At 61.7% G+C, this 14045-nt stretch carries 13 protein-coding genes; 11 read left to right on the top strand and 2 right to left on the bottom strand.

Annotated features, from left to right (window positions below):
- The first annotated feature begins 41 nt into the window (after window positions 1-41).
- The 8 genes from RAH42_RS04290 (at window position 42) to RAH42_RS04325 (ending at window position 7567) form a co-directional block, all read left to right on the top strand.
- On the top strand, window positions 42-965 hold the full coding sequence (locus tag RAH42_RS04290; protein WP_078015891.1) for an ABC transporter permease: 924 nt from the start codon (window positions 42-44) through the stop codon (window positions 963-965).
- 14 nt (window positions 966-979) lie between these two features.
- The gene (locus tag RAH42_RS04295) at window positions 980-1828 is read left to right on the top strand and encodes an ABC transporter permease (protein WP_078015892.1); all 849 of its coding nucleotides are present in this window, start codon (window positions 980-982) and stop codon (window positions 1826-1828) included.
- 9 nt (window positions 1829-1837) lie between these two features.
- A complete protein-coding gene (locus RAH42_RS04300) occupies window positions 1838-2863 on the top strand; it encodes an ABC transporter ATP-binding protein (RefSeq protein ID WP_078015944.1) in 1026 nt (341 codons plus the stop codon).
- A gap of 2 nt (window positions 2864-2865) precedes the next feature.
- Complete coding sequence (locus tag RAH42_RS04305) at window positions 2866-3837, top strand: oligopeptide/dipeptide ABC transporter ATP-binding protein (RefSeq protein WP_078015893.1); 972 nt, start codon at window positions 2866-2868, stop codon at window positions 3835-3837.
- Window positions 3830-4417: a hypothetical protein gene (locus RAH42_RS04310; protein ID WP_296426987.1), complete on the top strand. Its 588-nt coding sequence runs from the start codon at window positions 3830-3832 to the stop codon at window positions 4415-4417. Before RAH42_RS04305 ends, RAH42_RS04310 begins: the two co-directional genes overlap by 8 nt.
- Entirely contained in the window at window positions 4410-5153 is a 744-nt protein-coding gene (locus RAH42_RS04315) for a GntR family transcriptional regulator (protein WP_078015895.1), read from the top strand. The genes RAH42_RS04310 and RAH42_RS04315 overlap by 8 nt, the downstream gene beginning before the upstream one ends.
- A gap of 80 nt (window positions 5154-5233) precedes the next feature.
- Complete coding sequence (locus tag RAH42_RS04320; protein ID WP_296426991.1) at window positions 5234-6235, top strand: uroporphyrinogen decarboxylase family protein; 1002 nt, start codon at window positions 5234-5236, stop codon at window positions 6233-6235.
- A 36-nt stretch (window positions 6236-6271) separates the two neighbouring features.
- Window positions 6272-7567: an L-serine ammonia-lyase, iron-sulfur-dependent, subunit alpha gene (locus tag RAH42_RS04325; protein ID WP_317540019.1), complete on the top strand. Its 1296-nt coding sequence runs from the start codon at window positions 6272-6274 to the stop codon at window positions 7565-7567.
- 73 nt (window positions 7568-7640) lie between these two features.
- Here the strand turns inward: RAH42_RS04325 and RAH42_RS04330 are convergent, their stop codons facing one another.
- Both RAH42_RS04330 and RAH42_RS04335 read right to left on the bottom strand, forming a co-directional pair.
- Window positions 7641-9152 carry a carboxypeptidase M32 gene (locus RAH42_RS04330; protein WP_317540020.1) on the bottom strand — a complete coding sequence of 504 codons (1512 nt, stop codon included), beginning with the start codon at window positions 9150-9152 and terminating at the stop codon, window positions 7641-7643.
- A 13-nt stretch (window positions 9153-9165) separates the two neighbouring features.
- Complete coding sequence (locus tag RAH42_RS04335; protein ID WP_078015899.1) at window positions 9166-10032, bottom strand: NAD(P)-dependent oxidoreductase; 867 nt, start codon at window positions 10030-10032, stop codon at window positions 9166-9168.
- A gap of 338 nt (window positions 10033-10370) precedes the next feature.
- On the opposite strand from RAH42_RS04335, the gene argH reads away from it, so the two are divergent.
- Genes argH through RAH42_RS04350 form a run of 3 tightly spaced genes read left to right on the top strand, consistent with a single transcriptional unit; the run spans window position 10371 to window position 13982 of the window.
- Window positions 10371-11693 (top strand): argininosuccinate lyase, encoded by a 1323-nt coding sequence (argH, locus tag RAH42_RS04340; protein WP_078015900.1) that lies wholly within the window; start codon window positions 10371-10373, stop codon window positions 11691-11693.
- Window positions 11690-12424 carry an aspartate/glutamate racemase family protein gene (locus tag RAH42_RS04345; protein ID WP_317540021.1) on the top strand — a complete coding sequence of 245 codons (735 nt, stop codon included), beginning with the start codon at window positions 11690-11692 and terminating at the stop codon, window positions 12422-12424. The genes argH and RAH42_RS04345 overlap by 4 nt, the downstream gene beginning before the upstream one ends.
- 49 nt (window positions 12425-12473) lie before the next feature.
- Window positions 12474-13982 (top strand): transporter substrate-binding domain-containing protein, encoded by a 1509-nt coding sequence (locus tag RAH42_RS04350; RefSeq protein WP_078015902.1) that lies wholly within the window; start codon window positions 12474-12476, stop codon window positions 13980-13982.
- Window positions 13983-14045 lie beyond the last annotated feature (63 nt).

A 14045-nucleotide genomic window follows, 5' to 3' on the forward strand; every position in this document is an offset into this window, starting at 1 on the left:
TTTTTCGCGATCACAGATCACAGAGAAAAGGTGATGCTCCCGTGCTGAAGTACGCTATCCGCCGAATTTTTATTCTGATCCCTGTTATTCTCAGCGTTATGTTCATCCTCTTCACCATCCTCTACTTTACGCCCGGAGATCCGGCGCGCATCGCCCTCGGCGAAGAGGCGACGCCCGAAGCGATCGAGTCGTTCCGCGACGAACACGGGCTGAACGATCCGTTTTTCGTCCAGTTTGGACACTACGTTTACAATGCGGTGACCAAGTTTGATCTGGGGTATTCCTACAACATGAAGAGCCCCGTCGCGCAGGAGCTGGCGATCCGCATCCCCACCACCATGAGGCTGGCGTTTGCGGCCGTGCTCTTCAGCACGCTGCTGGGGCTACCGCTGGGGATCCTCAGCGCGATCAAGCAGTATTCGCTGCTTGACAGCGTCGTGACGGTCTTCATCCTGCTGGGCGTTTCCATGCCGACATTCTGGACGGGGCTATTGCTTATTCTGGCTTTTTCGGTCAAGCTGGGCTGGCTGCCTTCCATGGGCTTTGACACGCTGAGCGAGATGGTGCTGCCGGTGGTGACGCTGTCGGGTTCGTCGACGGCTCTGTTCGCCAAGATGACCCGTTCCAGCATGCTGGAAGTCATCAAGTCGGACTACATCAGAACGGCCCGCGCCAAGGGACAGAAGGAAAGCGTCGTGATTTGGCGTCACGCGCTGCCGAACGCGCTGATCCCCATCATGACCATTATCAGCATGCAGTTCGGAGCTCTGTTGGGCGGTTCCATCGTCACGGAGGCCATTTTCTCCATCTCCGGCGTCGGCCGTCTGATGCTTGAGGCCATAAACTTACGCGACTATCCCATCATTCAAGGTGGCGTTTTGTTTATCTCCGTGGCGTACTGCTTCATCAACCTTGCGGTCGATCTGCTGTACGCGGTGGTCGATCCGCGTATCCACGTCAAGTAAGGGAAGGTACTGCCATGAAGAACAATTCCATGCTCAAGTACACGATGATCCGCCTGCGCCGCAACTATCTGGCGCTTTTCGGGTTGTTCATCCTCGTAGTGCTGATCGTCTGCGCCATTTTTGCCGACCAGCTGGCTCCCTTCGGCTATGCCCAGCAGGATTACATGATGATCCGCAAGGCGCCTTCCGCGATGCACTGGCTGGGCACCGACGAATTCGGCCGCGACATTCTCAGCCGCCTGATCTACGGTTCGCGCATCTCGCTGCAGGTCGGCCTGATCGCCGTCTCTATCTCGCTGGTGGTCGGAGGGCTGATCGGCGCGGTTTCCGGATACTTCGGCGGCAAACTGGACAACGTGTTGATGCGTCTGATGGACATTCAGATGGCCATCCCCACGATTCTGATGGCCATCGTCATCTCTTCCGTGCTCGGCCCCGGGCTGTTCAACCTGATGGTCGCCGTGGGCATCACCTACATTCCCAAATTTGCCCGCTTGACGCGCGCTTCAGTGCTTTCTATCAAAGATCAGGAATTCATTGAGGCGGCTCGCGCTATGGGCGCCTCGCACACGCGCATCATCTGCCTGTACATCCTGCCCAACTGCGCCGCACCGCTGATCGTTCAGTCCACGCTGAGCGTGGCCAACGCGATCCTGTTCGCCGCGACGCTGAGCTTTCTTGGGCTGGGCATTCAGCCCCCCTATCCCGAGTGGGGCGGCATGCTCTCGGCGGCCCGCCCGTATCTGCGCAACAGCGCCTATATGAGCATTTTCCCCGGGCTGGCCATCATGTTCACGATCCTGTCTCTGAATTTTCTCGGCGACGGTCTTCGCGACGCCCTTGACCCCAAGCAGAAACGATAGGTGGACGTTATGAGCGAAAATAAAGACATTCTTCTCGACATAAAGGATCTTTCCGTTCAGTTCAACACGGATTCCGGCGTGGTCAAGGCAGTCAATCACCTGAACCTGCGGCTTGAGCGCGGCAAGTCTCTGGGATTTGTCGGCGAAACGGGCGCCGGCAAGACGACGACGGCCCTTTCCATTCTGCAGCTGGTACAGACGCCTCCCGGCGAGATCACCAGCGGTGAGATCCTGTTCAACGGGGTGGACGTGCGGCGGATGACAGAGGCGGAGAAGCGCCATCTGCGCGGCGGCGACATCTCCATGATCTTCCAGGATCCGATGACATCGCTCAATCCGATCATGACGGTCGAAGAGCAGATCATGGAGATGGTCTCGCTGCACCTTAACCTGAAAGGCGAAGCGGCCCGCGAGCGCGCCATCGAGATGCTGCGTCTCGTCGGCATCCGGCCCGAGCGCGCCAAGGACTTTCCCCATCAGTTTTCCGGCGGGATGAGGCAGCGCGTGGTGATTGCCATCGCCTTGGCCTGCCGTCCGCAGCTGATCATCGCCGACGAGCCGACCACGGCGCTGGACGTGACGATTCAGGCGCAGGTGCTGGAACTGATCAAAAAGCTGCAGCAGAGTGAAAAAACGTCGATGCTGCTGATCACGCACGATCTGGGGATCGTCGCCGAGACCTGCGACAGCGTGGCGATCATGTACGGCGGTCATCTGGTGGAGTACGCCGGCATCAAAGAGCTGTATACCAATCCCAAGCATCCCTACACTCAGGGGCTGTTCAACGCCGTTCCCACGCTCGAGAGCCCTCTTGGCAGCCGGCTGGCCGTGATTCCCGGTCTGCCGCCCGATCCGACGAATCTGCCCAAGGGCTGTTCTTTCTCGCCGCGCTGCCCCTACGCCAGGGATGTCTGCCATGAGCGCGCCTGCGGCATGCGCGAGGCGGGGCCGGGACATTTCGTGGACTGCCACTTCCCGCTGACGCCCGAATCCGGCAACGCGTTTCTTGAGCGTCCTTGCAAGGAGGCCGAATAGCCATGAGCGATAATCTGATCGAGATCAAACACCTGAAAAAATACTTTCACGTCTCCAGCGGTCTGCTTCACGCCGTCGACGACGTTTCCCTGGACATCCCCCGCGGCAAGACGCTAGGGCTGGTCGGCGAGTCGGGATGCGGCAAGTCCACTCTGGGGCGCGTCATTATCGGTCTGCTCAAGGCGAGCGGCGGCGAGGTGTTCTTCAACGGCGAGGATTCGCTTAAATTCGACGGCGCCAAGCGGAGCGAGTTCCGCCGCCACGCCCAGATCGTCTTTCAGGATCCGTTTTCTTCGCTGAATCCTCGTATGTCCGTGTCGCAGCTCATCTCCGAGCCGTTGATCATCAACGGCATCTGCCGTTCCAGAAAAGAGCTGGACGAGAAGGTCGGCGAGCTGATGGATCTGGTCGGCCTGGCTTCGCGCCTGACGACTTCGTTCCCTCACGAACTTGACGGCGGCCGCCGCCAGCGCATCGGCATCGCCCGCGCGCTGGCGCTCGACCCCGAGTTCATCGTCCTCGACGAGCCGGTTTCGGCGCTGGACGTGTGCATTCAGGCGCAGGTGCTCAACCTGCTGGCCGACCTGCGCGAACAGCGTGGCTACACCTATCTTTTCATCTCCCACAATCTTTCCGTCGTCCGTTACGTTTCCGACGAAGTCGCGGTCATGTACCTCGGCAACGTGGTGGAGAAGGCCGACAATAGCACGCTGTTCAAATCGCCGCTGCACCCCTACACGCAGGCGCTGCTTTCGGCCGTGCCGATCGCCAGCGTGGGGCCGAAGAAGCAGCGCATCATCCTCGAAGGCGACGTGCCCAGCCCGGTCAATCCTCCCGAAGGCTGCCGCTTCGCCGGACGCTGCTGGCAGCACGAGGAGATCTGCACGTGCCAGACGCCGCCTCTGGTTGAAGTGGAACCGGGACATTTTGTGGCGTGCCATCGGCTGAAAGATCAGCTTGTCTGCCATGTCTGAGCGCGACGGTCAGGCTGCTGCGCCGCAGAAGACGCTGCGCTGGTTTTGCGGCGTTCCCGTGCTCACCAATCCGCTGATTCTGATCGACCTGTTGACGGGGACCGCGGCGCTGTGGTTCGTCACGGTGCTGATCATGGCGCTCGCGCAGCTGATGTTCGGTACGGGGGCTCTACAGGGTTCCCATATCGCGGCGGCTTCGATCTACGCGAGTTATCTGACGGCGCTGGTGCTGTTCCTGTTCGCCGCCGTGTGCGTGATTTTTTACCGCCGTGGCTATGTGATGTTTTACCGTTTCGAACAGAACGGCGTCTTCATGGAAACGATCCGCGCCCGAAAAGTTCCCGGCGCGGAGGGGGTTCACGTCCGCCCCTTTGCCGTCGAAGAGCCGGCGGAGATCGTCCGCAGCGTGACGAAAAACGTGAGCTGGGACGATGTGAAAGGCGTCAGGGAGCTGCGGGGAATGAATTCGTTCCAGCTCCGGGGAAAGCGGGGGCGGCTCGCGCAGATTTACTGCCCCGACGACGAGACGTATCGAAAAGCCCTTGACTTTGCGGGAGAGAAGGTTGGTCATCATGCTTAAAAGCGGCAAACATACCATGAACGAACAGGTGTACCTGAGCCTGCGCAACGACATTCTCTCAGGGCGTTACCACGACGGGCAGCAGCTGCTGCAGGCCGATCTGGCCGAAGAATATCACGTCAGCCGCATCCCCGTGAGGGAAGCTCTGATGCAGCTTTCGAGCGAAGGGCTGGTCGAGATTATCCCCTACAAGGGCGCGGTCGTTGCCTCGTTCTCCCTCGACGAGCTGCACGAGATCTTCGAGATCCGCTATTCGCTGGAATCCCTGATCCTCCGCTACGTGGTGCAGAACATCACCGAGGAAGCGGCCGGGAGTGTTCATGCCCTGCTGCTCGCTTCGACGCGGACGCCGCCCGAAGAACGCAGCCGCAAGACGAACTGGGAATTTCACCGCGCCCTCTACGAGATCGCAAACAAGCCGCGCTTGTTGGAGCTGATCGAATCCCAGTACAACAAGATCGACCGTTATGTGCAGATGGACATCACCAAGCCCAGCGCGCAGGAGTACGCTTTCAAATCCCATGACGCGATCCTCCAGGCCTGCCGCGCTGGCGACACGGTCGAAGCGACGGTGCTGCTGCACGAGCACATGATGACCGCGCTGCGCCGGCTCGACCTTTTCCTGCAGGAAAAGATCAGCGCGCCTGCGCCCGACGAGTTCTTTACGCTGTTCCCTCCGCTGATCAACCGCCGCGCCTCGGAACAGATCCTCATGTCGAAGCAGGCGTCGGTTTGAACGCAGGATTTCAGACGGCTCAGCCGTCAAATTTATAAGCTGTTTTTTGCAGCATGAAAGAATTTTAGGAGGTTTTATGAATGTTCACGCACAAACAGAGAATCGAAAACGCCCTCGCCCTGAAGGAAAACGACCGCACGCCGTACAGTATGTGGATGCACTTTCCCAACCGAGACCGCCATCCCCGCCGCCTGGCCGAACTGGCGCTCGCCAATCAGAAGAAGTACGACCTCGACTTCATCAAGTACATGCCCTTCGGCCTGTACACCACTATCGACATGGGTGTCGATCTCGACGTGTATCCTGGCTTCGAAAAAGCTCCCACGCTGCACGAGCCCGTCGTCAAGGACGTGAAGGACTGGGATCGGATCCGCCCCGTCAGCGGCGTCCGCGGCGAGTACGCCGTAGTGCTCGAATCGCAGCGCATTCTCATGGAGATGATGGACGAACATGTGCCGTTCCTGCAGACGCTCTTCAGTCCCGCCACCACGCTGGCCAAGATGTGCTCGCCCACCGCGCTGGTCAAGCACATGCGCGAGGATCCCGCCCGAGTCCACCGCGTGCTGGAGATGGTCACCGACACCACCATCCAGTTTGCCCGAGCTTCCGCAGCGCTCGGCGCCGACGGCTTCTTCTACGCCACTCAGCTTTCCGGCCGCAAGACGATGGAGAAGGCGGAGCATGAGGAGTTCGTCATGAAGTACGACCTCGAAGTGCTGAACGCCGTCAAGGATCTCACGTGGTTCAACGTGCTGCACATGCACGGCGCCGCAGTGCGCATCGACGAAGTGCAGCATTATCCCGTGCAGGGGCTGAGCTGGCACGACCGCGACGACGGCCCTTCCATGGAGGAAGTGCGCACGTACAGTTCCAAGGCGTTCGTCGGCGGCCTGAGCTGGGGCGAGAACTGGCTGACCAAGACGGAAGAACAGGTCGCCGCCGAAGTCCGCGAGATGTGTGGCCACAAGGGAGTCATCCTTGGCCCCGGCTGCGTCATCGAGCCCCACACACCTGAAAAGTTCCTCGAACTGGTCCATCGGACGATTCTCGAGTGCGCCGGCAAAGGCCGTTGTTGTAAATAAAATCTGCGAACATCAGAGAGAGGTTTAAGATCATCCATGTTTACCATTACCGAATTTCTTCATCAGGAAGTCAAGCCGGCCCTTGGCTGCACGGAGCCGGGGGCTGTGGCTCTGGCCGTCGCCAAAGCGTGCGAGCAGCTGAGCGGTCTGGCCGAGCGCGTGGCAGTGGTCGTCAGCGACAACATTTTCAAGAACGGCATCGCCGTCGGCGTGCCCGGCACCAACGGCGCCCGCGGCAACGAGATCGCCGCGGCGCTGGCCGTGTTCTGCGGCCACAGCGCTTACAGCCTCGAAGTGCTCAAGGACGCCACCCCCGAAGATCTGTTCCACGCCAAGGAGTTCATTGCCGCAGGCCGTCTGAAGCTGACAACCAACGGCAAGGGTGGCGTCTACGTGGAAGCTGCGGCATATCGCGGCGACGAAACCGGCGTCGCCGTGATCGAGCAGACGCACGGCAACATCACGCTGGTGAAGAAAAACGGCGAAGTCGTCTTTCAGGCCGTGCCGCACTGCGATAGCGCCGTATCGGCCGCTCCCGCGAAAACGCTCTCCGTTCCCGACCAGGTGAAAGAGATGGATTTCGAGGAACTCGTCGCGCTCGCCGGCCGGCTCTCTCCCGAAGACATCGACTACGTGTGGCAGGGCATCGACATGAACATGAGGATCTCCGATTACGGCTTCGAGAACGACGTCGGCCTTGGACTGGGGCGGACCGTCAGAGCCGCGGCCGGAGCGAACTACGAAAACGATCTGGCCGCCCAGGTGAAAGCCGTTTCCGCGGCGGCCTCCGACGCGCGCATGGCCGGCGTAGCGCTGCCTGTGATGAGCAGCGCCGGCAGCGGCAATCACGGTATCACCGCCATCCTGCCCGTCTACGTCGTCGGCAAAGCCAAGAATAAGACCCGCGAACAGATCGCCCGCGCCGTGGCGTACAGCCATCTGGCGACGAGTTTTGTCAAGAGCCGCATGGGCCGTCTCAGCCCCGTGTGCGGCTGCGCCGTGGCGGCCGGAGCCGGAGCGGCCGCGGGCATCGTCAACGTCATGGGCGGCACGGACGGCCAGGCCAAGAAAGCCATGGAACTCGTGCTCGGCAACATCACCGGCATGCTCTGCGACGGCGCCAAGGAATCCTGCGCGCTCAAAGTGGGCACCGGCGCGACCGAAGCGTTTTACGCCGCGCAGATCGCCCTGGCTGGCGGCGGCATGGCCGTGTCGCAGGGCGTCGTCGACGTGAACAGTTTCACCCGTACCGCCGAGAACGCGGCCAGACTGAATCGCGAAGGCATGAAGGACGTCGATCATACCATCATCGACATCATCACGCACCGCTGAAAAAAATCGCAAGAGAAAAGCTGACCTCCGAACCGTAAACGACGGCGCGGAGGTCAGCTTTTTTGCGGCAGGGCTAAATTTTGAATCCGTACAGCCGCGAGTATTTTTCATTTAGGTAATCCAGATAGGGGCTGGCGTCGAGTTCGCTTCCGGCGACGCGCTTCATCAGTTCGGGCGAAGTGAAGCAGCAGCCCCAGCGGAACAGATGTTCCTGCATCCAGCCGTCGATGGCGCCGATGTCGCCTGCGGCAAGGTGCGCAAAGGCGTCGGGACGTTTTTTCAGCAGCGCGGCGCGCCACTGGCCGCCGTAGATGTTGCCGAGCGCGTAGCTCTGGAAGTAGCCGATGTAGTCGCCGGCCCAGTGGATATCCTGCAGGATCCCTTCCAGGTCGTCGGCGGGGCGGACGCCGAGCGTGCGTTCGTAAGCGTCATCCCATGCGTCGGCAAGGTCTTCCGCTGTGAGAAGCCCGGCGAAATAATCGCGTTCCAGCTCGAAGCGGACGATGATGTGCAGGCTGTACGTCACTTCGTCGGCGGCCGTGCGCTTGAGGTTGGGCGAAACGGCGTTGACGCCGGCGTAGAAATCTTCCGGCGGCAGATCTTTGAATTCGGGCAGCGCGGCTTGCAGCGCTCCGTAATGGCACTGCCAGAATTCGCGGCTGCGCCCGACGATGTTTTCGTAAAAGCGCGCTGCGCCTTCCTGCAGCGCGCCGGTCGTGCCGCCCCACAGTCCCTCGCCGCGCAGCGCGGGATCGGTGCGGCTGGAGTACATGGCGTGCCCGCCCTCGTGCAGGAGCGTGAAGATCATGTCGATCCGCCCGAGGCGGGCCGTGGAAATGCGCGAATCGAGAGGCCCCGGGCGGTTGGTCATGCCGTGGATGGCGCGGTCGTTGAAGGTTACCGTCTCCGGATCGAGCCCGTTCCAGCAGGCCAGGCGGCGTCCCAGCGCCATCAGCGCGCCGGCGTCGTACTCGCGGTTTATGAAATCGCGGGAAATCGTTTTGCCGGAAGAGCGGATACGTTCGATCAAGGCGATGATGCCGGCGCGTAGCCGCGCGAACTCGCGGCTGATATCGCCGGTTTTGACGTCTTCGTCGGTCAGCCCCACGAGCGTGTCGAAAACGGGCTGGCCGGGGGCGAGAGCTCGGGCGATCTCGGCTTTCAGCGCGAAGGCCCGTTTCAGCCACGGCATGAAGATCCGATAATCGCGCTTTTCGCGGGCTTCTTTCCAGGCGTTCAGCACGTTGGCCTTGATCAGCGTGAACTCGCGTAGCGTGTCGGAGGGAATGAGAACGGAGTTGCGGTAGTCGCGCCGGAAGATGCGCGCCTGGGCGCGGTCGGCGTCGCTTTCGATCTCCGCAAGGGGCACTCCGTTAAGGTACGCGGCGGCTCGGCGGGCGTCGTCGGAGGCGTAAAGCTTCGCTTTCTGCGCCCCGAAAAAGGCGCTCATCTCCTGACGGTATGCGCCGCCGCGGCGGGGCAGCGAAGTCCATTGGTCGTACTGAAGCAGCCCGTTCAGCGAACGGTAATAAACGGCCGTTTGATTGACCGCACGGGCGGTCCGCAATGCTTCGTCAAAGTCCATGCTCGGCCTCCGCTCACTTTTCGTAATGATGGATCAGCGCCTGCGTGCCGAGGTCGCCCATGCCGCGCGCTGTCACGTCGAGACAATTGCGCAGCGCGGCCTCGAGCACGTCGAGAGAGAGTCCGGCGCTTCGGGCTTCCTCAGCGGCGATGCGCAGATCTTTGGCCAGATATTTGACGAAAAAAGTGGGCGAGTCGTCGCCGGAAATGATCTTCGGTCCCAGCGTGTCCAGTTGCCGGCTGGCGGCGGAACCGCTGCTGACGAGCCCGAAAAGGCGGTTCAGGTCAAGGCCGGCCCGGCGGGCGTACGCGAACGACTCGCAAATGCCCGAAAGCGTTCCGGCCACGAGGATCTGGTTGGCCGCCTTGGCGTGCTGGCCTTTCCCCGCCGGCCCCATAAAGTCCGCTTTTGCCCCCATAGCCGAAAAAAGAGGCCGGCATCTTTCGAAATCCGCCGCCGCACCGCCGACGAGGAACGACAGCGTCCCTTCCGCCGCTCCCTTCGCGCCGCCCGTGACGGGCGCGTCGAGCGCGCGCAGCCCGCGCTTTTGCCCCTCGGCGAAGATCCGTTCCGCCAGCGCCGGGCTGGAGGTGGTCATGTCGATCAGGAACGTCCCCGGACGCGCCGAATCCATCAATCCTCCTCGGCCGAAATAGACCTGTTCCACGTCGGCGGGCGCGCCGAGCATGGTGAGCGCGACCGCGGCGGAGCGGACGCAGTCGGCGATGGAATTGTGAAGGCGCGCGCCGGCGTTGATCAGATCCCGCGCCTTTTCCGGATGCCGGGCGTAAACGTGCAGTTCGTATCCGGCGTTCATGAGATTGCGGCCCATGGGCTTTCCCATGATGCCCAGGCCGATGAAGGCGAGCGCTTGGTTCATTTTGTTTTCTCCTTTTCCCGACGGCGAGATTTTTCCCGCGTGGTCCTCGTGAGATATGGTTCTGTCCGCACCGCGAACGCGGCTTACGCCGGATCTTCATGCCAAAACGGCTCCCGCCGCTATTATGCCATAAGATCTCGAGCGAAGCCATTGCGGTTCGAGAAAGAGAACGCTTTCTCCGGACAAATCTCAGTTTATCAAAACTTCAGTTTTGTGAAAGTCATTAAATAATATAGAAGTTCATCTTGACAGCGTCCCAAGGCAATGATAATATCGCTTCAGTTTTCATCGAGTGATGAATAATAGTTTATTCGTGCATCGTATTGAGGTGAAAAAATATGAATTTATGGGGAGGGCGCTTTCAAGGCGCCGAAGACGAGCTGATGAAGGCCTTCGACAATTCGCTGCCGCTGGGCAAGCGTTACTGGAAGGAAGACATCGAAGGCAGCCTCGCGCACGCGGCTATGCTCGGCGCCTGCGGGATCATCACGAAGGAAGACGCCGAGGCGATCCGGAAGGGGCTGCAGGGGATCATGGGCGACATCGAAAGCGGCGCGCTCGTGATCGGCGACGAGGGGTACGAGGACATTCACAGCTTTGTGGAGCTGAATTTGACGAAGCGCATCGGCGAGGCGGGCAAAAAGCTCCACACGGCGCGCAGCCGCAACGACCAGGTGGCCGTGGATTCGAAGCTCTTCGCCAAAAACGCCGCCGCGCGGGTGGAGGAGAAGCTGGACAAACTGTGCGGCGCGCTCAAAGCTACGGCCGACGCCAATCCCTGGCTGATGCCGGGCTACACGCACCTGCAGCGCGCGCAGGCCGTCACCTTCAAACACACGCTGGCGGCCTTCGAGCGCATGTTCCAGCGCGACCGCAAGCGCCTGCGCAACGCCGTGGAGATCATGATGGAAGACTGTCCGCTGGGCTGCGGCGCGCTGGCGGGGACCACGCATCCCATCGACCGCGGCATGACCGCCGCGGCGCTGGGGTTCCAAAAGCCCTGCGACAATTTCCTCGACGGCGTCAGCGACCGCGATTATTTCTGCGAGCTGCTCGGCGTCTTCGCGATCGTCCTCATGCACCTCAGCCGCCTGAGCGAATCGATCATCCTCTGGTGTTCGCAGGAGTTCCGCTTCGTCACGCTCAGCGACGCCTATTCCACGGGCAGCAGCATCATGCCCCAGAAGAAGAACCCCGACAGCGCCGAACTGATCCGCGGCAGCGCGGGGCTGGTCTACGGCTCGCTGATGGCGATGCTGACGGAGATGAAGGGGCTGCCGCTGGCCTACAACAAGGACATGCAGCTCGACAAGCGGGCCTTTCTGCCGGCGCTGGACGACACGCTGATGTGCCTCGAGATCATGAGCGGCCTCGTCGCCACGATGACCGTCCACCCCGAGGCCATGAAAAAAGCGCTTCACGACGGTTTTCTCAACGCCACCGAGCTGGCCGACTACCTCGTCAAACGCGGCGTGCCCTTCCGCGACGCGCATGCCGTCGTCGGCGCGGCGGTGCTGCTGTGCGAGAAAAAAGGCTGCGCGATCGAGGACCTGCCGCTGGAGGAGCTGCAAAAACTCAGCCCCGCGATCGGCGCGGACGTGTACGGCCAGCTGGATTACGAAAACACGATCAAACTGGGCGTCAAGAGTCAAATGCTATGAAGATCTGCGTCGTCAATCCCGACAGCGGCCTCGACGCGGCGGGTCTGAAACTGAGGGTCGAGCTGCTGCGCGCCTTTGCGCGCCCCGATACGGAAATCGTCATGGTCTGCCCGCGCAAGAACAATCTCTGCGTCGATTCGTGCCTCGACGCGGCGCTGGACGCGCCGGAGATCGCGGAGATGGCGCTGCGGGCGCAAGCCGGCGGCGCCGACGCGGTGTGCCTGTACTGTTTCAGCGATCCCGGCTTCGACGCCTGCCGGGAACTGCTCCGCGTCCCCGTCGTCGGCGGCGCGCAGGCCGCGGTGCTGCTGGCCAGCCAGCTGGCCCTCAGCTTTTCGGTGCTGACCACGTCGGCGCGGCGGATCCCGCAGAAAAAAGCCTTTCTCCGCGCGCTGGGCGCCGATCCCGTCAGGATCGCGAGCGTGCGCGGCGTCGAACTGCCGCCGGGCGCCTCGCGGGAACGGAGCGAAATCATTGAAATTCTCGAGGCGGGCGGACGGCTGTGCGTCGAAGAAGACGGCGCCGGCGCCGTGATCCTCGGCTGTCTCAGCTTCGCCGGCATGGGCGCGGAGCTGACGGAGCGGCTCGGCGTGCCGGTGATCGACCCCGCCGCCGCGCTGATCGCCACGGCCGAATCTTTGGTCGTTCAGGGACTCAGCCACAGCAAGCGGAGCTGGCCCGAGCCGCCGGCGGCGCGACGCTTCTGGGGCGCGGGGACCATCGAAAACTGAACGTGGCGCTGCGCCATGCGACATTTATATTTATGAGGAGGAACACACGATGAATTTCAACGTCAAAAAAATTGCCGCCGGCGTTGCGGCGGTCATGCTGTGCGCCGTATCGGCCTGTGCGGCCAAGCCGCTCGAAGGGCAAAAGCTGAAGATGGCCGTCAGCCCCACGTTCCCGCCTTTCGAGTTCGAGCAGCTCGACGAGCAGGGCAATGCCCGCATCGTCGGCTACGACATCGACATGGTGGACGCGATCGCCGCGGAGCTCGGCTTCACCTACGAGCTGGTGCACACCAACTTCAAGGGATTGATGGGGGAGCTGGCCAGTCACCGCGTCGACTTCGTCGTCTCCGGCATGTCGCCCACCGAGGAGCGCAAAAAGACCGTCGATTTCTCCGTGCCCTACTATTATTGCCAGACTTCAATCATCCAGCACAAGGGAACCAACATCAAGACCGTGGCGGACCTGAAGGGCAAAAAGATCGCCGCCTCCTTCGGCACTCAGTACGCCGACTTCGCCGAAGCGGCGGGCGCCGTCGTCGCCGCGATGGACAGCAGCACATACAGCATGCAGGAACTCCTGGCCGGCCGCGCCGACGGCGTGGTACAGGACGCCGCCTCCGCTTCCATCCGCGTCAAGCAGCATCCCGAGCTCGAGTACTTCGTGCTGCCGCAGGACGAACTCGACAAGGTGCAGGGCGGCAACGTCTCCGACTGTTTCGCCGCCGTGTTCCCCAAGGGCTCGGAACTGGAACCGCTGTTCACCGAACAGATCGAAAAGATGCAGGCCGACGGCACCATGAAGGCCATTTACGAGAAGTGGATCGGCCCCTGGCCCTACGACGCCAAGCCGCTCCGGGGCAAGCACTACAAGCTGGCGATCAACGCCACCTTCGCGCCGTTCGAGTTCGCCCAGGTGAACGACACGGGCGAGAGCGTCATCACCGGTTTCGACATCGACGTGCTCGACGCGATCGCCGCGGCGCTCGGCTTCACCTACGAGATCAAGGACATGAACTTCTCCGGCCTGATCGGCGAGCTGCACAGCGGCCGCGCCGACTTCGTCATCTCCGGCCTGTCGGACACGGAGGAGCGCCGCAAGAGCGTCGATTTCTCCGTTCCCTATTATTTCTGCAAGACCGCCATCATCTCGCCGGCCGCCGCGCCGGTGAAGACCATGGCGGAGATGAAGGGCAAAAAGATCGCCACCGTGTTCGGCACCGAGTACGCCAAGGTGGTCGAGGCCTCCGGTTCCGTTCCCACGCTGCTCGACAACAGCACCATGGTCACTCAGGAGCTGCTGAACGGCCGCGTCGACGGCGCCGTCATGGACGCCTCGCAGGCCAAGACCAAGTGCGAGCAGAACGAGGGTTACGTGTACCACGTCATCCCCAACGAAGAGCTCGAAAGCGCCCATTACGTTTCCGGCGCGTATTCCATCGCCTTCCAGAAAGGTTCCGGGCTGATCCCCCTGTTCAACGAACAGATCGGGAAGATGTTCGCCAGCGGCCGGATGAACGAGCTGATCGTCAAATGGATGGGCGAGGAGTTCGTCAAGTAACTTTTTTCGAAAAAAGAGCGGCCGAAGGGCTCGCCGCCGCGCGCGGAGATCCCTTCGGCCCTG

Source organism: Pyramidobacter sp. YE332, assembly GCF_033060595.1.
Lineage (GTDB): Bacteria > Synergistota > Synergistia > Synergistales > Dethiosulfovibrionaceae > Pyramidobacter.

Excerpts from the sequence above, each read along its gene's own strand:
- RAH42_RS04295 (WP_078015892.1), top strand. The coding sequence starts at position 980 with ATGAAGAACAATTCCATGCTCAAGTACACGATGATCCGCCTGCGCCGC.
- RAH42_RS04300 (WP_078015944.1), top strand. The coding sequence starts at position 1,838 with ATGAGCGAAAATAAAGACATTCTTCTCGACATAAAGGATCTTTCCGTT.
- RAH42_RS04305 (WP_078015893.1), top strand. The coding sequence starts at position 2,866 with ATGAGCGATAATCTGATCGAGATCAAACACCTGAAAAAATACTTTCAC.
- RAH42_RS04310 (WP_296426987.1), top strand. The coding sequence starts at position 3,830 with ATGTCTGAGCGCGACGGTCAGGCTGCTGCGCCGCAGAAGACGCTGCGC.
- RAH42_RS04315 (WP_078015895.1), top strand. The coding sequence starts at position 4,410 with ATGCTTAAAAGCGGCAAACATACCATGAACGAACAGGTGTACCTGAGC.
- RAH42_RS04320 (WP_296426991.1), top strand. The coding sequence starts at position 5,234 with ATGTTCACGCACAAACAGAGAATCGAAAACGCCCTCGCCCTGAAGGAA.
- RAH42_RS04325 (WP_317540019.1), top strand. The coding sequence starts at position 6,272 with ATGTTTACCATTACCGAATTTCTTCATCAGGAAGTCAAGCCGGCCCTT.
- RAH42_RS04330 (WP_317540020.1), bottom strand. The coding sequence starts at position 9,152 with ATGGACTTTGACGAAGCATTGCGGACCGCCCGTGCGGTCAATCAAACG.
- RAH42_RS04335 (WP_078015899.1), bottom strand. The coding sequence starts at position 10,032 with ATGAACCAAGCGCTCGCCTTCATCGGCCTGGGCATCATGGGAAAGCCC.
- argH (WP_078015900.1), top strand. The coding sequence starts at position 10,371 with ATGAATTTATGGGGAGGGCGCTTTCAAGGCGCCGAAGACGAGCTGATG.
- RAH42_RS04345 (WP_317540021.1), top strand. The coding sequence starts at position 11,690 with ATGAAGATCTGCGTCGTCAATCCCGACAGCGGCCTCGACGCGGCGGGT.
- RAH42_RS04350 (WP_078015902.1), top strand. The coding sequence starts at position 12,474 with ATGAATTTCAACGTCAAAAAAATTGCCGCCGGCGTTGCGGCGGTCATG.